Raw genomic sequence first — 24563 nt, forward strand, 5'->3', positions numbered from 1 at the left:
GCTGGTACCGGCCGATGAGAACGAGGGGCCCGCGACCCAACGCCCTTCAGGGCCGCCGTGAGCGGGCATGCCGATGAAGTCCCAGGTGGATCGCTAATTCGGGACCCACCACCGATCATCCGCGCAGGTCAGGCTTCCATAGCGCGTCACGCGCCGCGGTCGCCGGTCGAAAGCCCAATTCCTGACCCGCTTATGACCCACTTTGGTACGCTGAGGTCCGTCCAGCGACGCCTGGATACGGGACTCCCAGGAATCCTCTTGGAATTCTGACCTGCAAGGACTCATCCGACCTGCAAGGCCGCGAGCACCCCCGCAAGTCACACGGAGAAGTACTTGCACTCCGGGTGGTGAACACCGACGCGTCGGTCTTCTGCTCCGGGGATCGGGGCACGGGAGCAATCCTCTGTAGCACCACAAGTTGGGTGACTCCTACCGTGCAGGAACCCCGTGCGGTCATCGTGATGCTCCGTTCGCGGGTTGCTGTGAAGTTGCTCTCGAGGATCACGCGGTGGCTGCTTCACGTCTCGTCGAAGACGAGCCCGGCGACCGCGCTACACCACTCTGAGGGACTCAACTGTCTCCTCACGGTTTTGACCGATGCGAAGCAGTGGGGCCGGAGAGGGATTCCGTGAACCTCACGCGGACTATCCCCACTCGAGAGGGCGAGGTGGATGGTGGGGACGCTTCCCGGTCAGGAGTTGGCGTGACACCGCTGGCGCTCGACTTTCCTTGCCCTTATTGCCGGACATGGTCAGACTTGTGGTATGTCATGGGGGATTCCGTGGTGGGCATGGCTCGGCGGCGGGCTCGTGGTCGTTGCGGTCGCCGCTGTCGTGCTGGGGTTCCTTGATCGGCTTCCGCTGTCGCTGGTGGCGGCCGTGGGGGCGGTGGTGGGCGGGGCTGGGATTGGTGGGCCGTTCATCCGTCACGGGTTGTACAGGCGGCGCGAGCAGGTCGCGGCTCGGGCGGCGTTGGGGCGTGCGGGCACGCCGCAGGTGGCGGGTGGTCCTTCGCGGCTGCTGGCACCTGACCGGGGTGTGGTGCCGTTCCTGGGCCGGCAGAACGAGCTGGAACACCTGATCGCCTGGTGTGAGCAGGACGTGGGCCCTTTGCGGCTGGTCACCGGGCCGGGCGGTGTGGGCAAGAGCCGGCTGGCCTCCGAACTGGCCGGCAGGATGGCGCAGCGGGGCTGGAAGCACGTGTGGGTCGACGACGGGCAGGAGACCAGTGTCCTGCACGACACGGCGGTTGCGGGTGAGGAACGGATGCTGCTGGTGGTCGACTACGCCGACACTCGCCGCGGGCTGGACCACCTGCTGCGTGAGCTTGTCACAGACCCGCCGGCGCGCGTGCGGGTGCTTCTGCTCGCTCGTAGCGCGGGGGAGTGGTGGGACCGGCTGCGGGGCGCCAGTCCTGCGGTAAGGGCGCTGCTGGCCGGTGCGCACGCTGGGGCCGATCTTCCGACGCAGGTGGACGCCTTCACCACCGATCAGCAGATCGTGGACGCCGCGGCCCGCGCATTCGCTGCCGAACTCGGCGTACCGGCGCCTGAGTCGGTGAACGTGATGGGAATCGACGGCCACTACCGGCCTCGCATCCTGGACCTGCACGCCACGGGCCTTGTCGCGGTCCTCAACACCGTGCAGCACGACCCGGCCGGCAGCAGCGGGAGTATCGACATGTCCGGGGTGCTGGAGGTGCTGCTGGAGCACGAGGAGCGGTACTGGATCAGTGCTGCGGCCGCCGAACGCCTCGAGGACCACGGCGTCGGGGTCGCAGACCTGCGTGACATCGTGGCGGCGACTGCCCTGCTGCCCCCGGCCGACGAGGGTGGTGCCGCCCAGCTTCTGCGCCGACTGGGTGACCACGTCACCGGCCCGCATGTGATGCGCTGGCTGCGCAGCCTCTACCCGCCCCGGCCCGGGCGGTGTGAACCGTTCGGGGGGTTGCAGCCGGACCGACTGGCCGAACTGCACCTGCTCAGCCGGCTGCGCGCCTCACCACAGCTGGCCGCAGCACTGCTGGAAGACCTTCCCGCCGTGCGGGCCCAGCATGCGGTTGGGGTACTGTCCCGGATGGCGTCGGACTTCTACCCCGATCGAGACCGGCGAAGACCAGCGCTGGAGTTCGTCGTAACGGCGATCGAGTCCCTGGACGATGACCCCGATCTGCTTGAACATGTCGCCGCTGTGATTCCCTATCCGAGCCAGGCTCTTGGCAGAGTACGAGTGGACCTGCTGTGGCGGATCCTGACGCTCCTGCCACCAGATGACTGGCCCGCTCAGGCACGGGTGCGGCACGAGTTGGGCTTGTGCCGGTTGTTCCTGGGCCACCGTGAGGGCGCAGCCAGCATGCTCAGCGACGCCATCTGCCGCTACCAGGAACTTGCCGGGTCCGGGACGGGTGAGAACGACCTGAACCTGGCGAGGTCGCTGCGGTACCTCGGCGTCGCGCAGTCCGAACTCGGCCACACCCGCGAGGCGCTGCGCAACACGATCGACGCGGTCACGATCACCGAACGCCTTGCTGCCGCCAGCCCAGGGGGCGGCACGCGTGTGGGTCTTGCCCGGACGCTGTGCCATCTGGGTATCCGCTACCACGAGGCCGGCTTTCCCGAAGAATCCCTGGAGCCACTGCAGCGATCGGTGCGCCTGCACCGCCAGCACATCAAGTCCAACCCGCCGGCTACCGTGCTGCCCCACCTGGCCCGGGCGCTGATGAACCTGTCCATCGTGCACAGCCAACTCGCCGCCCCTGGCCCCGCACTCGGAGCGATCGAAGAAGCCGTTCAGATCCGCCGTCGCCTGGCCCGGGACAACCCCGACGGCGACAACGTGTTCCTCGCCCGTGCACTGGCCGAGGCCGCCGCCCGCAACCTGGACGCCGGCCACCCCCAGACCGCCGCGGAGATGGCGCGCGAGTCCGTGGAGATCCGCAAGGAACTGACCGCGGACAACTACGACAAGCACGCCTCGGACCTAGCCATCTCCCTACGCCACCTGGGCACAGCGCTTCGTGAATCCGGCACAGCGCACCAAGCGGTGGCGCCGCTGCGCAGAGCCCTGGCGTACGAGCGGAGCATGGCCCGCATCCTGCAGAACGTGGCCGCCCGCGCCGCCATGGTCCAGACCCTCGCCCAGCTCGGCGCCACCCACCACGCCTCCGGCCGCCCACAAACCAGCATGCCACCGCTGCGCGAAGCTGCCCGCATCACATACTGGTGCCGTACTCACGCCGAAAGCCATGAGGTTCTGCCCGTGGCGCGAGCGCTGATCAGAGCCATGGAACTCGCCTCGCAAACCCTGCGCACTGCCGCGCAATCCGAGATCGCCGAACGCTGCGACCACGAGGTGGACCAGCTGCACTATCTCATCGCGACCCAGCAGCCTGAGCTGCGCCGCGACTGACCTCCGTCCAATAGTTGGGTCTGCTGCACGGAGGAGTCGTGCGGCCGTGACACTCGTGCTGTCTCCGGGAGGCGGGGAAGCGGTGACCACCTGCGGCGGCTATTCACCCCGGGCGTGGCGGGTTGCGAACGGTGCGGCGGGTCGCGATAGCTGAACTGAACCATCGGGCGATCATGGGGTTTGTCGAAGGCAACACCACGAGTGCTGGCCGCGGCGAGCGGCCAGCTATCCCTGAAGCTCTCGGGAGATACTGCCATGACCACGACCATCGCACCGCCACCCGGACCAGTCCCGGGCACTGTCACCAGCGACGTCGACCAGATGCGTGCCGCCCTGGCCGCGCAGATTCCTGCCAAGACGACGAAGAACCTGCTGATCGGGACCTGGAACGTGCGCGCACTCGGTGGTATCACGCACAAGTGGCACTCGTCCCAGGACGACAGTCCCAAGCGCGACTGGCACGCCCTGTCCTGCATCGCCGAAGTCGTCCAGCGGTTCGATGTGACCGCGGTCCAGGGGACCAGACGCGACACCACTGCCCTGTTCGCGCTACTGCACCTGCTCGGCCCGCGCTACAAGGTCATCGCCTCCGACGTCACCGAGGGCGGCCCCGGTAACGGCGAACGCCTGGCCTACGTCTACGACACCGAACGCGTCCAGCCCTCCGGCCTGGTGGGCGAACTCGTCCTGCCCGCCGAAGCCAGCGGGGAGGTGGACCAGTTCGCCCGCACCCCCTACGCCGCCGGCTTCGTGCGCGGCCCGGTCGAGTTCATCCTGACCACGGTGCACGTGCTGTGGGGCAAGGCGCCGGCCGACCGGATCGGGGAACTGACCGCGTTCGCCACCTGGATGCGGGGATGGGCCGACCGACCCAACGACTGGAACCACAACCTGATGGTCCTGGGCGACTCAACCTTGACCGCATCGATGACCCCCTGTTCGACGCGTTCGTCTCCACCGGGCTGTGGCCTCCCGACGAGCTCAACACCGTGCCGCGGACCATCTTCGACAACGACAAGGACCATCACCACTACGACCAGATCGCCTGGTTCAGCGACCCCACCCAGCCCGACGCCCCCTCACTCCTGGACGGGCTCACCTACACCCGGCGCGGCGGAAACTTCGACTTCCTCCCCCACGCGCTGCAGAACCTCACCAAGAACCAGGTCTCCTGGCGCATCAGCGACCACTACCCCCTCTGGTTGGAATTCGCCACCAAGTAGCGCGATTTGGGAAGGTGTCAGGGTTAGGAGGGTTAGGTCTTGCGAGCAATAGTGTGCCAAGTGCTCGACGAGGTCAGTTTCGGGATCGTGCGTGCGGACCTGCCGGGCCGGAGTCGCTGTGCGGGGCGTCGGCCAGGTCGGGCGCTACGGTGGCATCGAGGCTTGCGGCGACGATCCGGTTGCGGGGCGGTCAGCGCTCGGGTGCGGGTGTGGACGTCACCGAACGCCTCGGCCGTCGCCCCCTGGGTAGATCTCGGGCTGCCCGATCTCGTCGGGGTGAGCGCTGCGGCCGGTGAAGAGCGCGCGCTCGAACTCGTCCGGTGCGACTGGGGCGCCCAGGAGCTCGGACTGTTGCACCGCCCACCGATGCAACAGGTCGCAGTAGCTGACGTAGGTATCGGTGTACCAGTTCGCGCTGAAGCTCGAACGCCGGTGCGGCAATGTGGTCCAGCCTGCTGCGTGGAGGTTCCGGGCAACTCGAGCGTCGAAGATGAGGCATCTGCGACCCTCGGCGGGCGCCGCTTCGCCGCAGGGGCCGTCCCCGGCGGCGAAATACAGGAACTTGGTGAAGAACGCCGGGCCGAAGGCTGGGATCGTGCCACCTCCGGGCCGGATCAGCGTGGAGTAGGCGGAACGGGTGTCGCCGCCGCGGGCGTGTTCGGCCGCTTGTCGAAGGAGCAGGACGCGGTCCCCGCGGTTCGCGGGATCGGCGAAGGCGCGGATCCGCGCACGGTTGTTGCGTCGGCTCCGGCCACTGCCCCAGGCAAGGACATGCCACAGGAACACCAGCCACTGATCGTCATCGTCGTGCGCGTCGAGACGTTTCGCCATGTCGAAGAGTGCGCTGCGGGTGAGTTTTGACGGGCCGTCCATCGTGGGTGGGAGGGTGATCGCGACATCCTTGCCGGGTGCAAGTCCCTCGCTACGGATCGCGTCCGTCCACCACGTTGTCTTGAGCTCGTTCTGGGTGAAGCCGTGAGCGAGAACAGACCGGTCTCGATGCCCGAGCCACGTGGTGACGTACGGGGGGATCTCAAGGTCCTCTGGCGCTGTCGGGCGTTCAGCGGGTCGTGTGCGCGTCATCGCTCTCCTCAACATGACCGACATCGGCCCGACGCAGTCGCAGCCGCGATCTCCTGTGCCGACACCGAGACTGACGTCACCGTTCGGTGGGGATGGACTGAGCCCGGTCGAAGCACGCCCTGCAGGCAGGCTCCGCACGTCGCAGCGGCAAGTGTAGTCCGCACCAGGTAGGACGCTGGATGGAGGGAACTGCACTGGGTTGCTCGACCGCGATGGCGGCGTCCACCGACCTCTCTCTGGATCCCCGCCAGAAACCTGCCGGATTCACCCGTCAAAAACCGTGCTGAACGCGTTAGGATCGCGCTGCCGCGGTCATCCGACTGCGGCTCTGAGCAGTGAACTTCAGAATCCGAGCAACCGCATCGCCGTGAACGGGCGGCGTCGGACAAACAGCCGGATCATCTGCGCGTCGCCTTGAAACAGGATCCCGAAAAAGTATCCGGCGACCGTGAGTCCGACAGCGAGTAGGGCGAAGCGCGCAAGGAACAGACCCGCGAGCTCGAAGATGACCTCAGCCTCCAGCGCAGACACCGTCCCCATGGCACGAAGCACACGTCCTCGCAGAACAGAGCTGATCAGCCATGAGGGCAATCATGCCCGAAATATCCACCCGGACTGTGCGAGCAGCGCCGATCCAGTGGTCGGCTCGAGCGAGCCCTTCGTCGATGTGGCGCTCGCGGACAACTGCACCGCGCGGGCCGCTACGTCGTCGGGCGGCTGTGACAGTCGTGGTCGGCGCGGGTGCAGCGGCGAGGCCGGCGAGGTGGACACGGGCTGTCTATCGTGACCACCGCGTACGGGCCGCCGTGGCGCCAAGGGCTTCACTACCAGGGACCCTGTCGTGCTCGAGGTGGTCACTCACATTGCTGTCAGATCTGGGCGGCGACGGTCCGGCGTGCTTGCACTGGCGTGCGGTCGAGCGGCGGTCGGTACTCAGTGAACGGGGCGCAGGGGAAGCCGAGTTCTTCGAGGATGTCGTGCCAGAGGCTCTCGGCGAAGACCTCCTTGGCGCGCAGTAGGTTCTCGATGGTGTCCTGGCGTCCGCTGGTGAACCCGGCGGCTCGGGCCCAGTGCAGGATGTCCCTCGCCGTCTGCGGTATCCGGGCCTTGAGCTCGGCGCCGAACGACGTGGGGTCCTGCGCGCCGACGAGGTGTTCGCGGAGGATGACGTCATCGTTCATGTGCGCGATGAGCGTGTCCGGGTGGGTTGCGGCGTGCCAGGGTTCGCTTCCCGGGGCCTGGCCGGTGATCCACGTCCAGTCGCTGTCGTTGACGGTCGCGATCGCCACGGGCGCGCCGGTGATGCGGATCAGTTCGGCCAGGTCGCCGAACAGGTCTTCACCCACGATCGCGGGCCCGACCTCAACGAGCTGCCATCCGTGCTCGTTGGCCCAGCACGGGTCGATGGACGCGACAGGATCCTGTTCGACCTTGTCGGCCAGGAACGGCATCGTCTCCAACGGCTGGTCGTAGTGGGCAAGGAGGATCTCGCCGGACAGTCCCATGGATCCTTCTTCCTCCTGTGGCGGGCGGCACTTGGGGACGGGTGTGGTCGAGTCTGCATCGCGCGATGCGGGCGCGGCGAACAGGAAGGGCCAGATTGTCGCCGGGAGTCCGACCGTATCCTCGAGCTTGAGGACGTCGTCAGGAACTCAACACTCGGCGACACGCGGAGCGGCGCGCGCCCGCCCTCCCTTGATAGTTGCTCACATTGACGGCCAGTGGGTGACAGGTGCGCGATCCTTTCAGGCGACCGCCGCTTCGCTCCAGCTTGTCCTCGAACTTGCGGACGTTGGCCACTTGCTCGTCCACCCACCTCGGGTCCAGCGTGGCAAGGAGGAATTCGGTGTCGTCAGCGAGTTGATCCCAGATGGTCTTCGCCACGTACCCTCCCAGTTCCGTCGACCCGTGCTCGGGGACCGGTGCACCCCCAGCGATGTCCACCTCATCTAACGATAGAGGCGATGGGCCGGAGCGCCCGGCGGGCATCTTGGGTGCTGATAGACCTGTCGTGGAGCCAAGGGCGGGTCTGTCTGAGTAACGGTGGGTCGGGCTCGGCCTGACACGCCGGGCGGAGGCTTGGCGGGGAGGCAGGCAGTGTGACCGAGATGATCGAGCCCGTGACGGGTGATGAGGACGAGAAGCAGGCGCTGGCCCAGCAGCTGGTAGCCCAGGCGAAGGCCGCGGGGATCGATCTGGTCGGTCCGGACGGGTTGCTGACCGGGCTGACGAAGCAGGTCCTGGAGACCGCGCTGGACGAAGAGCTGACCGATCACCTGGGCTACCCCGCCCGGTGACCGGGATGGCAAGACGGGAACGAACGAGCGCAACGGGACCAGGTCCTCGGGCTGACCGAGATCGGTCCGGACCCACCGGTGCTCAGACAGACCCATGCCCAGTGTGCTGACGGTGCCTGAGGCCACTGGAAGTCGACAGCAGGGGTGGCTCCGACCTGCGCATGGGGAGTCAGGATTTCGCGCGGCCCTGCAGTTGTGCCGTCAGCGCCACGATGGCGGGCACACCGGGCAGGTGTTCCGGTTCCACACTGGCGTGTTCGTCCCGAGGCTCGACCCTCCCGATCACGTGAACGTGCCGAGCGGCGGCCCCATCTGGCGGATCCTCGCTGGGGCCGATAAGGATTGTGAGGACATGCGTCTCCCCGACCAGAATCGAGGCCTCCCAGCGCGCACCTGCCGTACGCGCCCCCTGGTCCTGGGATGCGCGGATGCCATCGACCTCCGTCTGCCCGTGTCCAGTCGTGAAGAGTTCGTCCCACCACCCGGCATCCGGCAGCGTGGGAAATGCGCCAAACGCTTCGATCAGGTCGGTGCGGGCACTGCTGACATTCGGGTATCCGCGGTCGGAGAACTGGAGACCGGTTGCGCGCCCTGCGGTAGAAATTCCGTCGACCCGGCCTTGTGTATCGAGAGCGACGGTGACCGGCACATCGAAAACTACGTTCTCATACTGGGCGCCCACCAATTCACGCACGGTGTCCAGCGGTCCGGTCGAGACAGTGAGATCCACATCGCCGACGAGGGTCAAGGTCGCGGTCGCGATTTCGCCATCGGTGCTCGTGTCACCCACGCCTGCAATGCCAATCAGTCTGGTGAGCGTTGTCTCCCAGACAAACACGTCCTTGGCTGTCGTCACCAGGCCATCACCAAGCTCAGAGAGATCGATTCCTGCCACTGGGAAGTCGATTCGACTGTCAGAGGGCAAAGAGTCAAGGAGAGAGCGGACGATCTGGCGAGCGGTGTCCCGCTGGTGCTCTACCTTCAGTTGGCGCTGAGCGGTGATCAGGTCGACTCGGCGTGAGTAGATCCGCGGCGCTGTCACGCCCCGATCGGCACAGGCGGCAGCCACGTCTTTGTCAGCGCTGAAGAACACGAGGCGTTCAGGGTCATTTCCTGCGAGATCGAAAGCGTCATAAACCCACGCAGTGTCAGCCGCTCCCGTCTTCGTTCCGACGCTTGCCGGCTTCCGGCTGCCCGCACCGGTCTGCAATACCTGAGCCCGAAGGCCGGCAAGTGCACCCTGTGCACTTGTCTGAAGTACCCTCACATTCTGGAGTTTGGAGAGCGCGACAAGCATCTCGTCGACCACCACCTGGACCGCCGGAGCCATTGGCGCAGGCTGCTTCGCAGCTGGATGCAGGGAAACCAGCCCCGCCCGCCGGACGCGCTTGCCGAGTTGGTCTGCCGTCTGCCCAAGTTCCTTGAGATCGCGGCAGGCGTGTTCGGCCCACTCCCACACGACCACCTCCGGGATCACTACCTCGGCGTCAACTGGAGCGAGCTCCTTCGCGAGGCCTTCGACTTGGTCCAGCTGGAGGCGACCACCGCCAAACGCATTCGTATCCACCACGACCCAACGCGCCGGATGCTTCACAGGGCTTGTCACCGTCAAACCTTCCCACACGGCCCAGGGCTGGGCGCAGCTCCTTTCTCGGCGAGGCCGCCGGCATGCGGTTGGGTATAGAAGCCCTGGCCAGAAGCATGAAGCTGATCGGATCAGCACTCATCGTTGGTGGCGTTGCGCGCCTGTGTCTCGCGGCCGTCGCGCTCGGCATCGGGAAGATCCGGTGTCATCGCCGGCCTTCGCAGTCGGCCTGTGGCTCCATGGAGTCGGCGCCGTGCGGCTCAACCCCGCGTAGAAGCCCGCCCGTGCCGCCCGCCCCACAGCGCCAACGGGGCTGACCGAGGCGCGTGGGCGATTCATGGGCGTTCTTCGGCGGCGGGTTCGGTGGGTGTGAACGTGATGGTGATCGCGGGTTCCTCGACGAGCAGGGCAACGTCGCTGATGACGGGGAAGGTTCGTTGATGGCAGGTGTCGTTTCCGGTGGTGCTGACCGAGTACGGGCTGTCCTGGCTGCCGTCGCCTGCGAGAACGGTGACGATCACGGTGGGGGAGTCAGTTCCTGCGATCTCGCACTCGGCGAGGCCCGCGGCTTCCCACAGGGCGAGGCTCGCCTCGGTCTCGAGTTGTACGAGCTGGGCCGTTCGTGGGGTAACCGCAGCCGGGTCCGCGCTGGGATCGTCGTCCTGTGCCGGGGTGGACAGCGCGAGCTGGTAGCCGATGCCGCCACCGGCAGCGAGGATTGCCCCCAGAATGACGAGCAGAGACCTCTTCGAGTAGCCGTGCGAGGCCTGCCAGAACTGCGCGCGCTCCAGGAGCTCTTCCCGTTTGGCCAGGTAGAGGTCACGATTGGCGGTGATGGTCGCCGCCTGTGCGCGCACCGTGGTCAGCCAGTTCTCGGCCTCCTGAGTCCGGGCGCTGTCCCGGCCCTTGCGCGCTGCTGCCGCGTCCTGCTCCGCCTGGCGGACGCGGTCCGGGGAGAGTAAGGCGGCCCTTCTGTACCGGCGCAGCCCCTGTTCGAACTCCTCGACCGAGGAAGCGTCGGAGGGCAGGTGGTCTGCCGGGTCTTGATCGACAAGGTGTCGAAACTCCGCCGGGAGGGAGCCGAGGGTGAGCACGTGCGGGAATAGCGTGCGGCTCGTGCTCCAGATCAGCAGGCCGACGCCGACGACGCCTGCAACGCCCAGCAGCCAGGCGATGAACAGCTGTGGCAGGTCGTGCTGGACGCTGAGCGGGGGTGTGGTGACGAACCCCTTGGCGAACATCACCGCGCCCACGGCGGCGAGGGCGGTGATGACCCATTTCGCGGTGGTCTGAATGGCCTCCCCGGCCTTCGTCCACCGTTGTGCGCCGGACGTGGCGGGGTCGGCATCCTGCTTGGGCGTGTCTGCTGCGGGCGGCGTCACCGCGCCCGGCGTGGTCACCCCGCCTCACCGTGTCTGGCGCACCTGCGCGTGACGTCAGGCTCACGGCCTGTCATCGGTGGTCTCTTCATCGGCGCGGGCGTTGTCGGCCGTGTCGTACGCGGGCTCAACATCGCGCCAAGCTCCTGGCGGATCGGTATAGATCTCGAGCTTGCCGTTCGGGCTCTTCCTGAGATCCCCGTCTCGCGGTTGAACAGCCATGGTTCCGCCTTCCTTCGGTACCGAGGACGCGACGCCAGACTCGGCGACCTGTCACCAGGATGCGACCCTGAGCCGCGGCTGTCAGCCCGAGGACCTGGTCCCGTTGCGCTCGTTCGTTCCCGTCTTGCCATCCCGGTCACCGGGCGGGGTAGCCCAGGTGATCGGTCAGCTCTTCGTCCAGCGCGGTCTCCAGGACCTGCTTCGTCAGCCCGGTCAGCAACCCGTCCGGACCGACCAGATCGATCCCCGCGGCCTTCGCCTGGGCTACCAGCTGCTGGGCCAGCGCCTGCTTCTCGTCCTCATCACCCGTCACGGGCTCGATCATCTCGGTCACACTGCCTGCCTCCCCGCCAAGCCTCCGCCCGGCGTGTCAGGCCGAGCCCGACCCACCGTTACTCAGACAGACCCCGTTGTGGCAGATGGCGGCGAGCCGCTTCGTGTCAGAGGTGCTTGACCATCAGGTTGCGCTCCTGCGCTCCTGCGCTCCTGCGCTCCTGCGCACTGCGGCCGCGGAGCATGCTCAGCGGATGCGAGGGCAGGGTCTGTTGTCAGTCGAGGGACCCCCATCGATGCCCTACCAGCACGATTCTGGAGCATCGCATCTGGTCAGCGGCGCGAAGCGAGCTCATGGGAAACATACTGCCGAGGTAGCCAAGCTTTCGGCGACATGGCAGCCGCCGTATCCTGAACGCGTGCCCGGCCTCCGCCGAGCGCACCGGTGAGCAGACCCACAGGCCACTCGCCACGTCGCCGGCCCCGGGCCGGCGACTTCGAGATCCCTGCCGGTCCCTAGTCCCACTGAAGCCCCAACGGCGCCCGCCAAGGAGCGACTCAGCAGGTCAGGGCCGGTTCGCACAGTTCAACGTCTGAAGCCCAGTAATCTCGGACCCGGTCGGGTCGCCCGAGGGTTCTCGGCCGCGCTGCTCGTCCTGACCCCGATCACGAACCTTCTGACGACCTTCACTTGGGCAGCGGAGTTGGATCGGCGCCCTCGGCGCCCGATGCCCGAGAGTAGTTGGCTGACACGGTTCGTGACACAGTTGCCCGCCTCCAGGCCCGTCTGACACGCAAGATGACACAGTTGCAGCACCCACCGATGCCAACGGTTGCCCGCGGTCGCACCCTCGTGCCACCCTGGGGTCACACAGTCCACAAACGGCGGAATCAAGCCGTTCTGACCGCCCACCAGGGCGGCCGATACGGACTCGAACCCGCGCCTCGCGAGCGGCCCCAGCAACTTCCTGCGGCTCAGAAGATGTTTCGCCGCAAGAGCGGCTGAGGCTGGTCGACCGAGGCCGCCGACCGGGTGTCTGACCTGGTCGGCGGCCTTTGTCGCTCTCGTGTACGCGCGTGTGAAGTGCGGGGTGCCCGCGGCCGTGGAGGCGCCGGTCTGGCGGGGGCTCACGGACCACAGCCTCGGCCCGATCGGCGACGCGATCACCGTGCTGCTCGAAGCGGGCAAGGCCGCCGGGCGGATCCGCGGCGACGTCGACGACGTCGACGCCGGCCTCTTGATCGGCGATCTCTCGCGCCCGGGCGAGGACGAGTGGGACCGGCGTGCGCACCGGCCGCTGCACATCGTGCTGGACGGCTTGCGGCGGCGGTGATCCGGGCGGGCCCTCGGTCTCGCTGGATCGGTCACCTCGGCGGTCGGTGCGCATTTCACCCATAGGTGCCATACACGTCTGGTAGTTTCCCGCCGTCAGGTCGGCATCGGGTTCGTCCCGAGAAGACGACGTGGTTCCCAGGTGCGCGGACGCTGTCACGTGCCGGTGCGACGCTCGCGAACAGCTTCGTCCGTGAGCGGATGAGTTCGCGCACCGCTGCGAGTGGCGCTGGAGAGAAAGGACCCGTGATGGTTGTCGAGAGGGCTGGTCTGTGGGCCCCGGTCGCCGTCGTCGTCGTGCCGCTGACCCTTCCGGCCTGACTTGCCGGCGCAGAGGCGACCTGGTCGCCGAGACCTTGCCGAGGGATTCGTGACCGACGTCGCCGTGCCCTGCCCCGGGGGACGGCGGGCCGGCGCCCTGCGTGACACGTGCCCGCCTCCCGACCTGTCGCATCGCGTCCCCCCAGGCCATGGACGGGCTCCCCACCGACCGCGACACTTGTCCCCGTGGTAGTGGTGATCGGTGTCGACGGGTCCGGACGGACCCGCCGTCTGCACGCCGTCACACGATCCGCGGGCAGCGTGCGGCACGCCGTCCCCGACCCTGCCGCTCTTGACGGCCTGCTCGCACGCACCGGCGCGGACTCCGGGCCGGTGCTCGTCGACGATGCCCACGACTACCCGGCCGACCTCCTGCGCCGGCTCCTGTCCGCCGCACGAGCGGGCACTCCCGTGTCCCTGTCACGCAGGCCCGGGATCACCGACCCCGTGCTGGCCGAGCTCGACGGCCTGGCGGCGCGCGACGGCGTCGTGCAGTGCGACCCGCTCGGGGCCGACGACGTGGCACTGCTCGTGGCCGAGCGCACGGGTGCCCGCCCGGGCCCTGCCGAGGCCGCGGCGCTCGTGGCGGACACCTGCGGCCTGCCCGCACTGGTGGTGGTGCTGTCCGACGGCGTCGGACCGGTACCCGCCGCGCTCCGCGCCCGCGTGCAGCGCGCGTTCGCGCGGCAGCCGGGGACGATGACGGTCGCGCGCGTGCTCGCCGTGGCGCACGACCTGGGACCACTCCCGCACGCCGGGCTCGCGGAGGTGGTCGGGACGGCGCCGGAGGCCGTGGCGGCCGGGCTGCGGGGCCTGCACGAGGCCGGACTGCTCGGCCCGGCCGGCGAGCGGCTCGTCCCGGCCGTGGCGCGCTGCGTGGTGGCGGACCTGACCCGGAGCGAGCGGCAGGAGCTGGACCGTGCGCTGTCCGGCGCGCCGGCGGTCCGCGCCCGGTCCGCGCTGCACGCCGCAGTCGCCCTCGCCCGGTCCGGCCGGACGGCCCGCGCGGCGCGGGAGCTCGAGGGTGCGGGTACGACCGGACGCCTGCTGGCGGTCCCGCTGTTCGCGGCGACGGGGGTGGCGGCGGTGGGCAGCGCTGCCGCGGAGCGCGCCCGAGCGGAGGCCGACCCGCACCAGGACCGCCTCGCCCTGCGTCTGGCGGAGGCCGGTGCCCTCCTGGCCGAGCCCGCTCGTGCCCTGCCGCTCCTGATCGAGGCCGCCGAGGAGCTCGATCGCTCACCGGCACAGACGCCCCTGCCGGACACGCCGCACGCCCTCGGCGCGCTGGTCGCCTCGGCCGCCGGCGACCAGGCGACAGCCCGACGTCTGCTCGAGGACGCGCTGTCGGCGGGCTCGGGCGGTCCGGGTCACGCACCGCGGCACCGCCTGCTGGCGGGCTGGACCGCGCTGCGCAGCGGCCGGTACGCGGAGGCGCGTGCGCTGATCGCTCCCGGCGGGTCGCCGGGCGACACCGCGCACGACGGGCGCGACGTGCTCCTGTCGGTGTGCCTGCGGGCGGGCCTGGCGCGCCGGTCGGGGGACGTGGCCGCCGCCCGCGCCGCGTGGTCCGACGCCGAGCACCTCCTCGTGCGGGAGGCCGTCGACCTGCTGCACGCCGAGTGTGTCGAGGAGCTGGTGGTCGCCGCCGCCCGGGCGGGCAGCGCCGGGCGGGCCGACGGCGTCCGCGCCACTCTCCGGGAGTACGCCGCGGCCCTCGGTGCGGCGTCGTGGACCGCGCTGCTGGCATGGACGGACCTGCAGGTGGCGGTGGTCGGGGACGACCTGGACGCGGCGGACGCGGCGGCCGCCGAGCTGGCCGGGCTCCGCGACGCGCTCGCCGGCACCCCGACCGCTCCTGGCGCGGCGGTGCGTGCGCCCGCCCGGGTGACCGCCCAGGCCGCCGCCGCCCGGTGCTGGGCCGACGCGCTGGCCGGCCGGGTCGACGGCGACGAGGTGACGGCGGCGGCCGACGCGCTCCACGCCGTCGGGCTGCCCTGGGAGGCGTCCCGCCTCGCCGGTCAGTCGGGGGTGCGGACGCCGGACGCCGCCCTGGCGCGCCGTCTTCTGGAACGGGCGCGAGAGTTCCGCCAGGGCTCCGAGCAGAGCACCGTCCGCTCGGTCCTGTCCGAGCGGGAGGTCGAGGTGGGGCGGCTGGTGCTGTCGGGACGGACGCACCGCGAGATCGGCGCCCAGCTCTTCGTGTCGCCCAAGACCGTGGAACATCACGTGGCGCGCATGCGCACCCGGCTCGGCGTCTCGACCCGCGCGGAGTTTCTCGCGGCGCTGCGCGAGGACCTCGGCGCGGACCTCGGCGACCCGCGCGGCGAGACGATCCCCCCATGAACCCCCGGGCGCGCGGGGGGAGTCCCCGATTCGGTGGCGCCCCCCTCAGGGCCAGGCTTGTCGTGGAGGCCGGGACCACCGGCCCCGACACGACACGGAGGGCAGAAAGATGAACGCTCAGGAGATGCTTCGCGAGCTCATCGAGTGGATCGTCGGTGACCGCGAGAACGCGCTGCAGTTCGCTCAGGAGCCCGCCGGGACGCTCGCGGCTCGTGGGATCACCGAGGCCGACCTGTCGGAGGCCGACGTGTTCGAGGCCGCACGAGAGGCCGGGGTGGAAGGCGTGAGCCAGGAGGGCTTCGAGTCGTTCACGACGAACGGCGGCGACGGCGTGCCCGGCGGCTCCGAGGGGGAGGCGAGCTTCGGCGGTGGCGCGGGTGGTTTCGGCGGCAGTGCGGGCGGCTTCGGAAGCGGCGAGGCCGGCTTCGGCAGCGGTGAGGGCGGCTCCGACGGCGGCCAGGGCGGCGGCAGGTTCGACGGTCCCGGGTTCGGCGGTCCCGGCGGCGCGGGCGCGGGCGCCGGTCCCGGTGCGGGCGCGGCGCAGTCCCAGGGCGCGACGCTGGAGCAGGTCACGCAGCACGTCAACTACGTGACGTACACGACCTACGAGGGCGACGAGACCATCACCACCATCATCGACCGCTCGTTCACCGACGAGTCGCGGAACGTCGAGGTGGACGTCGACGGCGACGTGGACGGCTTCCTCAACCTGGACCTGTCGTCCCGCGAGGAGACGGCGAACGCGTTCGGCGAGGGTTCCGCCGCGGCCACCGACGGCGACGCGACGGCGGTCTCGGGCGACGAGAACGTGCTCGGCGAGGACAACACCGTCACCTCCGGCGACGACAACGTCGTCGGCGAGGACAACCTCGTGGCGTCCGGGGACGGCAACGCCCTGGGCGAGGACAGCACCGCCGTCTCCGGCGAGGGCAACGCCGTCGGTGAGGAGGCCGTCGCGGTCTCCGGGGACGGCAGCGCCGTCGGTGACGGCAACACGGTGGTCTCGGGCGAGGAGAACCTGGTCGGGGACGAGAACGTCACGGGGGACGGGAACGTCGTCGGCGAGGAGAACGTCGTCGGTGAGGACAACACCGTCGTCGAGGACGTCGACGGGCAGGTCAACACCGGTGACGAGGCGGCGCTCGCACAGGTCGAGGAGGGCAGCGCCACCCAGAACACGGGGTCGTTCACCGGGATCCAGTCCGGCGACGACACCGACGTCGAGTCGGGTGCGCTCGGCTTCGGCGAGGGTGACGTCTCCGGTGCGCAGGACGTGGAGGTGTCCGACGGCGGGGCGTTCGCCACCGGCGGGGACGCCGACGGCAGCTTCACCGACACCGACGTCACGCAGGTCGAGGCGAACACGACCACCGAGGTCACGCAGGTGGAGGCCAACACCACGACCACCGACGTCGACATCGACACCGAGATCGAGAACACCCAGATCGACACCGACATCAGCTCGGACATCGACACGACCATCGAGAACACCGAGGTCCGGACCGACATCGACGACAGCGAGATCGAGATCGCCGGGTGAAGGACCCTCTCGAGAGCACTTCCGCGGTGCCGGCGGACCGGGCGTCAGCCACGGTCCGCCGGCACCGCACGGCACCATCCGGCCGGCGCGGTGCGCCGGGCCGGACCAGAACCATCGCAGGAGGAGGGATCATGACTCGCACCGCAGCACCCGTCGCGGACGGCACGCCTCCCGTCGGCGCGCCATCCACCGGGACCGGTGGCACGGGGCCGCCCGCCGCCTCGGCGGCGGCCGCGGCCGATCCCGCCCGGGCGGTCGTGCGCCTCGGCCTGGAGGCGTGCCGGGCCTACGGCCGCGAGGACCTCGCCGCACGACTGAGCACCGCGCTGGCCACGCTGGACGACCCGCGCGTGCACGTGGTGGTGGTCGGCGACTTCAAGCAGGGCAAGAGTTCGCTGGTGAACGCGCTGATCGGGGCCGAGGTCTGCCCGGTCGACGACGACGTCGCCACGGCCCTGCCCACCTATGTCGAGCACGGCGATACCCGGGCGGCCGAGGTCCTGTGGGCCGGTGACCCGCCCCGGCGCGAGCCCGTCGACCTGGAGGCCGTCGCGCGCGTGATCATGGAGCAGCCCGACCCGTCCGCCCCGGCTGCCGGGCTGTACCCGTCCACCGGGACGGACACCGGCCCCGCGCGGCCGTCCGGCGTCGTCGTGCGGCTGCCACGGACCCTGCTGCGCGGCGGGCTCGTCCTGGTGGACACGCCCGGCGTGGGCGGGCTGGAGTCCGCGCACGCCGCAGCCAGCCTCGCCGCGGTGACCATGGCCGACGCCGTCCTCTTCGTCACCGACGCCTCCCAGGAGCTGACCGCCGTCGAGGCCGAGTTCGTGCGCAAGGTGCGCGACAGCGGTCCCGAGCTGGTCTGCGTGCTCACCAAGATCGACCTCTACCCCGCGTGGCGCACCATCGCCGACCTCGACCGGGCCCACCTCGACGACACGGCCCCCGGCGTCCCGGTGATGCCGGTCTCCTCGGTGCTGCGGGCACGCGCGGTCCGCGCCAAGGACAAGGAGCTGAACGCCGAGTCCGGGTTCGGCGACGTGGTGCGCTTCGTGTCCGGCAGGGTGGCCGGCGGCGCCGTGCGGAGAGTCGCGGCGTCGGCGGCCACCGAGGTGGCCCAGGTCGTGGACCAGATCGCCACCCAGTTCGAGACCGAGGACGCGGTCCTCGCGGACCCGGACCGGGCACGCGAGGTCATGGCCGACCTCGAGCGGGCGCAGTCCCGCGCCGTCGAGCTGCGCGGGTCGGCCGCCCGCTGGAACCAGACCCTCTCCGACGGCGTCACCGACCTCACCGCCGACGTCGACCACGACCTGCGCACCCGCGTCCGGCGGCTGCTCGACGCGGCCGACGACTGGATCGAGCGTGCCGACCCCGCCGACGCGTGGCCGCAGCTCAAGGTGTGGCTGGAGGCCGCCGTCGCGCAGGAGATGGTGGCCAGCTACACCCTGCTGCGGACACGTGCCGAGGAGCTGAGCGAGCAGGTGTGGACCCACTTCAGCGAGGCCGCCGAGCCGGTGCTCTCGGACCTGTCGGTGCGCACCCCGGAGGAGCTCCTCGCCCGGCTGGACGTGCGCCAGCGGCTCGACCTCGCCCGGATGAGCGTGCGCAAGCAGGCTCTCACCGCGCTGAAGGGCTCCTACCTGGGCGTCCTGATGTTCACGGCACTGGGCGGCCTGATTGGGCTGTCCCTGGGGCCGGTGGCCGTCGGGATCGGGCTCGCGATGGGGCTGGGCAGCCTGCGCCAGGAGAAGAAGCGACAGCTGGAGAACCGTCGCGGCCAGGCCCGCAACGCCGTGCGCCGGTACTGCGACGAGGCCTCGTTCCGGGTCGGCAAGGACTCGCGCGACACGATGCGGCGGGTGCAGCGGCAGCTGCGCGACCACTACGCCGCGCGTGCCGACGAGATCCAGCGGTCCACCACCGACTCGCTGAAGGTGGCCACCGAGGCCGCCCGCCGAGACGAGAAGGACCGTGCACGGCGGCGGAAGGACATCGCCGCCGAGCTGGCCCGTCTCGCCGAGCTGAGCCGTCGCGCCGAGGCGGTGAAGGCATGATCCCCGTGCCGGGACCCACCCTGCTGGACCGCACGCGCGCCGCCGTCGACCTGGCGCGCGCGGTGTACGCGGGTACCGAGCACGTGGCGCGCCTGGACGCCGTGCGCGCCCGCCTGGACGAGCCGCTGCGCGTCGCCGTCGCCGGCCGCGTCAAGGCCGGCAAGTCGACGCTGCTCAACGCGCTGGTCGGGGAGCGCCTCGCGCCCACCGACGCGGGCGAGTGCACGCGGATCGCCACCTGGTACCAGGACGGGCACACCTACGGCGTCACCGCCGGGCTGCGCGACGGCGGCCGGGCCGACCTCACCTTCCACCGCGACGACGGCGCGCTGGAGGTCGACCTGAACGGCCTGGCCACCGCGGACGTCGAGCGGCTCGAGGTGACCTGGCCCTCGCAGGCGCTGCGCACGTGGACACTGGTGGACACGCCGGGGATCGGCTCGCTCGACCCGTCGTCGGCGGAGCGGACGTGGGATCTCCTGGCCGACGACGAGACTCCCGCGGACGCCGTCGTCTACCTCATGCGCCACCTGCACCCGCAGGACGTGGCGTTCCTCGACGCCTTCCACGACACCGAGGTGTCCCGCCCGAACCCGGTCAACGCGATCGGCGTCCTGTCGCGGGCCGACGAGATCGGCGTCGGCCGTATCGACGCGCTCGCGTCGGCGCGGCGGATCGCCGGGCGCCTGCGCCGTGACGCCACGGTGCGCCGGATGGTGCAGACCGTCGTCCCGGTCGCGGGCCTGCTCGCCGAGACCGCCGCGACGCTCACGGAGGACGAGGTGGCCTGGCTGCGCCGGGTCGCCGCGCTCCCGGTGGCCGACGCCGGCGACCTGCTGCTGTCCGCCGACCGGTTCGTCGAGCGGGAGCCGGGCCTGGGCCTGACCGGCCTCGAGCGCACCGCCCTGCTGGACCGCTTCGGGCTGTTCGGCCTGCGTCTGGCGACGGTGCTCCTGCGCCAGAAGACCGTCACGACCGCCACCGAGCTGGCGCGGGAGCTGACGGCGCGCAGCGGCGTGGGCGAGCTGCGCGCCGTGCTGGACTCGCTGTTCGTCGGCCGGCGCGACGTCCTGAAGTCACGGTCGGCGCTGCTCGCCCTCGACGCGCTGCTCGCTGCCGCGCCGGTACCCGGCGGGGACCGGGTGGCGGTCGTCGTCGAGCAGGCCGTGGCGTCCGCGCACGCGTTCGCCGAGCTGCGGGTCCTGTCGGCGCTGCGGGCGGGCTGGGTGACCGGCCCGGCCGAGGCGCTGACCGATCTGGAGCGGCTGGTCGGCGGGGACGGGGAGCCCCCGCACCGCCGGCTCGACCTGCCCGCGGGCGCCTCCGCTGCCGACGTCACCGCCGCCGCCCGCGGCGCGCTCGACCGGTGGACCCGGCGCGCGGAGAACCCCCTGAGCCGCCGTGAGCTCGTCCTGGCGTCTCGGGTCGCGGTGCGCTCCGTGGAAGGCCTCCTGGACGGACCGAGAGCATGACCCCCGCGGCCCCCGCGGACCTCGCGGACCCGCTGCGCGGCCACACCCTTTCGCAGGGTGACTGCGCTCCCACCCCGCAGGACTGCGCGCTCGGTACCCGGGTGATCGTGGCAGGCGGCGTCTCAGAGGGGGAAGTCCAGGTCCTCGGTGTCGGGCGCGTCGAGGTCCGCCGGGTCGAACGTCTCGTCGGGGGCGTGGGAGCCGAGGTCTCCCGGGGAGGAGCCCTCGGAGTCGTGGGGGAGGAGCGGGACGTCGGTCAGGCCGGCGCCCGTCATCTCCGCGTCCGGCATCTCGCCGGGTATCTCCGCGTCCGGCACCTCGCCGGCCGGCTCGTCCGGGCCGGCCTCGTCGCCGGGCGTGACCACGCCGTCGTCCCGCGTGCCCGCGCCCGCACCGAAGGCGAGGGCCTCGTCGCTCTCCGCCGTCTCGTCGTCGCGCGGCGCTCCGTCGTCGGCCGGGGCCGCGCCGTCCGGCCCCGGACCGGGGGCGGAGGCGAGCAGGGCGAGCCCGTCCGGAACCAGCGCGGCGGCGTCGAGGTCGGCCGGGTCGACGAAGCCTTCGGGGCCGTACGCGGTCGTGAACGCGGACAGGTGCTCGGCGACTGCCGCGGGTGCCGTGTCCGTGAAGCTGGCCACGGCCTCCACGACGAGGTCTCCGGGCAGGTCGTGGCCGGCCGCCCGCAGGGCGTCGACGACGGCACCGGGGTCGTCCCCGCTGCCCGTCAGCTCGCGGAGCACGTCGTGCACCGACCTGTTCTCGTCCACGACATCACTGTAGAACGCGTGGCGGGCGGAGTGTTCGGGGCATTCCCCCGTCGATCCCCCGCCGTGCCGGGCGCGGCGTCCTGCGATCCGCCGCCCCCCGCCCTCACCCGCACCGACACCGCGCGCAGGCGCGTCACAGAGAGATAGGGACCATGGACACATCGACCACCTACGCGCTGGGCATCGACCTCGGAACCACGTACACGAGCGCCGCCGTCGTGCGCGACGGCCGGGCCGAGATCGCCACGCTCGGCAGTCGCGCCGCGGTGATCCCGTCGGTCGTGCTGCTGCGCGACGACGACACGTTCCTCACCGGTGAGACCGCCGACCGGCGGGCGCTGACCGAGCCGCAGCGTGTGGCACGCGAGTTCAAACGACGTCTCGGCGACCCCACGCCGCTGCTGCTCGGCGGGGCGCCCTACTCGGCCGAGGGAATCATCGCCCGGCTGCTGCGCGCCGTGATCGACGAGGTCGCGGCGCGGGAGGGCGGCGAACCGTCGGCCGTCTGCATCTGTCATCCGGCGAACTGGGGCCGGTACAAGCTGGACCTGCTGGAGCAGGCGGTGCGCATGGCGGGCCTGCAGCAACCGGTCACGTATGTGTCCGAGCCCGAGGCCGCCGCCGCGTTCTACGCCCTCGACCGGCCGGTGGCGCCGGGCGGCACCGTCGGGGTCTACGACCTGGGCGGCGGGACGTTCGACGCCGCCGTGCTCCGCCGCACCGAGACGGGATTCACCATCCTGGGCCGCCCGGAGGGGGTCGAGCGGCTGGGCGGGATCGACATCGACGCCGCGGTGCTGGACCACGTGCGGCGCGCGACGGGTGGCGTGCTCGACGACCTGGACCCGGAGGACCCGACCGCGGTGGCTGCCGTGGCGCGGCTCAGGGAGGAGTGTGTCTCGGCGAAGGAGGCCCTGTCCGCGGACACGGACGTGACCATCCCCGTCCTCCTGCCGGGACTGAGCACCGAGGTGCGGCTCACCCGTGCCGAGCTGGAGTCGGCGGTGCGGCCCCTGCTGCTGGAGACGGTCGCGGCACTGCGGCGGGCCCTGACGTCGGCGGGGGTGGCGCCCGAGGAGCTGGATGCCGTGCTGCTGGTCGGCGGGTCCTCACGGATCCCGCTGGTCGCCCAGCTCGTCGGCGCCGAGCTGGGGCGGCCCGTGGCCGTGGACGTCAACCCGAAGCACGTGGTGGCGCTCGGCGCGGCCTGGCTGGCGGCGGCCCCGGGCGGAGCGGCGCCGGCCGTGCCCGACCGGACGGCGACGGGCGTGGCGGTCGGGACGGCGGTCTCCCGCGCGCAATCCCCGTCGGGCGCCGACGGCCGGCAGGACGAGTCGGTCGCCGTCGCGGCGGGCCCTCCCGGCGGCCGGTCCGCGTGGCAGCAGCTGCCGCGCGCGGCGCAGATCGCCGTCGGCGCCGTGCTCGTGGTGGTCCTCGGTGTGGGGGCGTGGGCACTGGTTCCGTGGTCCGGACAGGAACCCGCCACGGCGGGCCCGGACGACGCCGGCTCTGCGAGCAGCGCGACGCCGTCGAGCAGCCCGACGGCGTCGCCGTCCCCCGACCCCGCACCGACCGAGCCGGAGCTGCTGCCCGCCCAGGAGTGCACCGAGCAGATCCAGGCCAACGAGCGCTGGGTGTGCCTCACCAGCGCCACGGTGGCCGACGGCGAGCTCGTGGTGGAGTACGACGCCGAGTGGGCGGGCGGCATACCTGACGAGGAGGTCGGGTTCCACGTCCACTTCTACGGTGCGGACGAGACGGGCACCGAGCCCGCGGCCGCGATCATGGGGAGCCAGGCGGCCCACGCCGGGTCCTACTTCTTCGACGCCTACGAGCCGGTGGTGCGCTCCGTGGACAGCGTGGACTACGTGATGCTCGGTGACGCCCCGCTGATCTGCGGGCGCATCGCCTTCGCGAAGAACCACAGCCTGGTCCCCGACGCGGCGGGCGGCTACGAGACGGGCAACTGCTGGCCGATCGAGAGGACCTGAGCGGCCCCGTACCGTACGGCGTCTACCATGCGCAGGACGAGGCCCGCCGCCGGACGGTGCGGCGGTTCCCCGGTGCTGCGGGACCGGGGTGAGACGTTCTACCACGGGATGACGACGATGGACGACGGCGGCGAGGCCGACCACGACCCGACCCGGTCGGGTCTCGGTGAGAAGACCCGCGCCGCTGGGGCGGAGGCGACGTGAGCACGGTGCGGGCGGACGCCGGCCGGCTCCGCCGGGAGGTGGCAGCCGGCCTGGCCGCGGACCTGGTCCGGGTCGAGGGCACCACCTTCCGGATGGGGTCGGAGCGGTTCTACCCGGAGGAGGGGCCGGTGGTCGACAGGATCGTCGGCTCGTTCGCCATCTCCCGCTACGCGGTGACGAACCGGCAGTTCGCCGCGTTCGTCGCCGCGACGGGCTACATGACGACGGCGGAACGCCCGCTCCACCCCGCCGACTTCCCCGGCGCGGACCTGACCGGCGTGGACCCGGGGTCGCTGGTCTTCACGCCGACCGACGGACCGGTCGGCCTGCACGACTGGCGGCAGTGGTGGCGGTGGCAGCCCGGCGCGAGCTGGTGGCATCCCCGCGGCCCGGGCTCGTCCCTGGACGGCCGCGCCGACCACCCGGTGGTGCAGGTGTCGTTCGAGGACGCCTCCGCGTTCGCCGGGTGGGTGGGCCTGCGGTTGCCCGGCGAGGCGGAGTGGGAGCTCGCCGCGCGCGGCGGCCTCGACGGCGCGACGTTCACGTGGGGCGAGGAGCCGTCCGACGGCACGCGCGCCAACACGTGGCAGGGCCGGTTCCCGTACCGCAACACCGGTGCCGGTTCCGGCGGGTGGGCCGGCACCGCGCCGGTCGGGTCGTTCCCGCCCAACGGGTTCGGGCTGTACGACATGGCCGGCAACGTGTGGGAGTGGACGTCGGACCCCTGGACGGACGGGCACCGTGAGCGGGTGGTGGCGGAGGAGGCCCTGCCGGGGAGCGCCGGGCACGCCTGCACGTGCGGCCCCGGCCACCGCGGGGCGCCGTCGGCCGGCGACCTGCCCCGCGTGCTCAAGGGCGGCTCGCACCTCTGCGCGCCCGAGTACTGTCTGCGCTACCGGCCCGCCGCCCGCTCGTCCCAGGGCAGCGACTCGGCGACCACCCACATCGGCTTCCGCTGCGCGCGGTGAGCCTGCCCGGACCCGCCCCGTCGCACGTGCCGTGACGGAGATCACCCGTCCAGGGGCGGAAGGACACCCATCCAGGACGGCGAGGCCACCGAACCTCGTGT

18 protein-coding genes and 2 pseudogenes are annotated in these 24563 nt (G+C 71.1%); 11 read left to right on the forward strand and 9 right to left on the reverse strand.

Features of this window, described 5'->3' with window-relative positions; translation table 11 throughout:
* Nucleotides 1–764: 764 nt before the first annotated feature.
* Both ACYU96_RS08500 and ACYU96_RS08505 read left to right on the forward strand, forming a co-directional pair.
* On the forward strand, nt 765–3407 hold the full coding sequence (locus ACYU96_RS08500; protein WP_460751595.1) for a tetratricopeptide repeat protein: 2643 nt from the start codon (nt 765–767) through the stop codon (nt 3405–3407).
* Between the two features lie 857 nt (nt 3408–4264).
* Nucleotides 4265–4630, forward strand: a complete 366-nt coding sequence (locus ACYU96_RS08505) for a hypothetical protein (protein WP_460751598.1) — start codon at nt 4265–4267, stop codon at nt 4628–4630.
* Between the two features lie 216 nt (nt 4631–4846).
* On the opposite strand, the gene ACYU96_RS08510 is transcribed toward ACYU96_RS08505, so the two are convergent.
* The 4 genes from ACYU96_RS08510 to ACYU96_RS08525 form a co-directional block, all read right to left on the reverse strand.
* Complete coding sequence (locus ACYU96_RS08510; RefSeq protein WP_460751601.1) at nt 4847–5713, reverse strand: 8-oxoguanine DNA glycosylase OGG fold protein; 867 nt, start codon at nt 5711–5713, stop codon at nt 4847–4849.
* Nucleotides 5714–6055: 342 nt separating this feature from the next.
* Entirely contained in the window at nt 6056–6244 is a 189-nt protein-coding gene (locus ACYU96_RS08515; protein ID WP_460751603.1) for a hypothetical protein, read from the reverse strand.
* A gap of 338 nt (nt 6245–6582) precedes the next feature.
* Nucleotides 6583–7218 (reverse strand): hypothetical protein, encoded by a 636-nt coding sequence (locus tag ACYU96_RS08520; protein WP_460751606.1) that lies wholly within the window; start codon nt 7216–7218, stop codon nt 6583–6585.
* A 139-nt stretch (nt 7219–7357) separates the two neighbouring features.
* Entirely contained in the window at nt 7358–7597 is a 240-nt protein-coding gene (locus ACYU96_RS08525) for a hypothetical protein (protein WP_460751608.1), read from the reverse strand.
* 224 nt (nt 7598–7821) lie between these two features.
* On the opposite strand from ACYU96_RS08525, the pseudogene ACYU96_RS08530 reads away from it, so the two are divergent.
* Nucleotides 7822–7995: pseudogene (locus tag ACYU96_RS08530) on the forward strand (IS256 family transposase); the annotation flags it as partial.
* Between the two features lie 184 nt (nt 7996–8179).
* Here the strand turns inward: ACYU96_RS08530 and ACYU96_RS08535 are convergent.
* The 4 genes and pseudogenes from ACYU96_RS08535 to ACYU96_RS08550 all read right to left on the reverse strand — a co-directional run.
* On the reverse strand, nt 8180–9616 hold the full coding sequence (locus ACYU96_RS08535; protein WP_460751611.1) for a hypothetical protein: 1437 nt from the start codon (nt 9614–9616) through the stop codon (nt 8180–8182).
* Nucleotides 9617–9930: 314 nt separating this feature from the next.
* Nucleotides 9931–10995 (reverse strand): hypothetical protein, encoded by a 1065-nt coding sequence (locus tag ACYU96_RS08540; protein ID WP_460751613.1) that lies wholly within the window; start codon nt 10993–10995, stop codon nt 9931–9933.
* Between the two features lie 42 nt (nt 10996–11037).
* Nucleotides 11038–11196, reverse strand: coding sequence for a hypothetical protein (locus tag ACYU96_RS08545; RefSeq protein ID WP_460751616.1), 159 nt, complete (start codon nt 11194–11196; stop codon nt 11038–11040).
* Between the two features lie 151 nt (nt 11197–11347).
* A pseudogene (locus ACYU96_RS08550) lies at nt 11348–11521 on the reverse strand (IS256 family transposase); the annotation flags it as partial.
* Nucleotides 11522–12560: 1039 nt separating this feature from the next.
* Between ACYU96_RS08550 and ACYU96_RS08555 the strand changes: the two are divergent.
* From ACYU96_RS08555 to ACYU96_RS08575, 5 genes are all read left to right on the forward strand, one after another.
* Nucleotides 12561–12803 (forward strand): SbtR family transcriptional regulator, encoded by a 243-nt coding sequence (locus ACYU96_RS08555; RefSeq protein WP_460751619.1) that lies wholly within the window; start codon nt 12561–12563, stop codon nt 12801–12803.
* A 506-nt stretch (nt 12804–13309) separates the two neighbouring features.
* Nucleotides 13310–15466, forward strand: coding sequence for a LuxR C-terminal-related transcriptional regulator (locus ACYU96_RS08560; protein WP_460751622.1), 2157 nt, complete (start codon nt 13310–13312; stop codon nt 15464–15466).
* Between the two features lie 109 nt (nt 15467–15575).
* A complete protein-coding gene (locus tag ACYU96_RS08565; protein ID WP_460751625.1) occupies nt 15576–17006 on the forward strand; it encodes a hypothetical protein in 1431 nt (476 codons plus the stop codon).
* A 131-nt stretch (nt 17007–17137) separates the two neighbouring features.
* Entirely contained in the window at nt 17138–19063 is a 1926-nt protein-coding gene (locus ACYU96_RS08570) for a dynamin family protein (protein WP_460751627.1), read from the forward strand.
* On the forward strand, nt 19060–20535 hold the full coding sequence (locus ACYU96_RS08575) for a dynamin family protein (RefSeq protein ID WP_460751630.1): 1476 nt from the start codon (nt 19060–19062) through the stop codon (nt 20533–20535). The genes ACYU96_RS08570 and ACYU96_RS08575 overlap by 4 nt, the downstream gene beginning before the upstream one ends.
* A 122-nt stretch (nt 20536–20657) precedes the next feature.
* On the opposite strand, the gene ACYU96_RS08580 is transcribed toward ACYU96_RS08575, so the two are convergent.
* Nucleotides 20658–21299: a hypothetical protein gene (locus tag ACYU96_RS08580; protein ID WP_460751632.1), complete on the reverse strand. Its 642-nt coding sequence runs from the start codon at nt 21297–21299 to the stop codon at nt 20658–20660.
* 152 nt (nt 21300–21451) lie between these two features.
* On the opposite strand from ACYU96_RS08580, the gene ACYU96_RS08585 reads away from it, so the two are divergent.
* The 3 genes from ACYU96_RS08585 to ACYU96_RS08595 all read left to right on the forward strand — a co-directional run bounded on the left by ACYU96_RS08585 (nt 21452) and on the right by ACYU96_RS08595 (nt 24462).
* Nucleotides 21452–23290: an Hsp70 family protein gene (locus ACYU96_RS08585; protein ID WP_460751635.1), complete on the forward strand. Its 1839-nt coding sequence runs from the start codon at nt 21452–21454 to the stop codon at nt 23288–23290.
* Nucleotides 23291–23317: 27 nt separating this feature from the next.
* Nucleotides 23318–23494, forward strand: coding sequence for a hypothetical protein (locus ACYU96_RS08590; protein WP_460751638.1), 177 nt, complete (start codon nt 23318–23320; stop codon nt 23492–23494).
* 92 nt (nt 23495–23586) lie between these two features.
* Complete coding sequence (locus ACYU96_RS08595) at nt 23587–24462, forward strand: formylglycine-generating enzyme family protein (RefSeq protein ID WP_460751967.1); 876 nt, start codon at nt 23587–23589, stop codon at nt 24460–24462.
* The last annotated feature ends 101 nt before the right edge of the window (nt 24463–24563 follow it).

Source organism: Myceligenerans cantabricum (genome assembly GCF_054777735.1).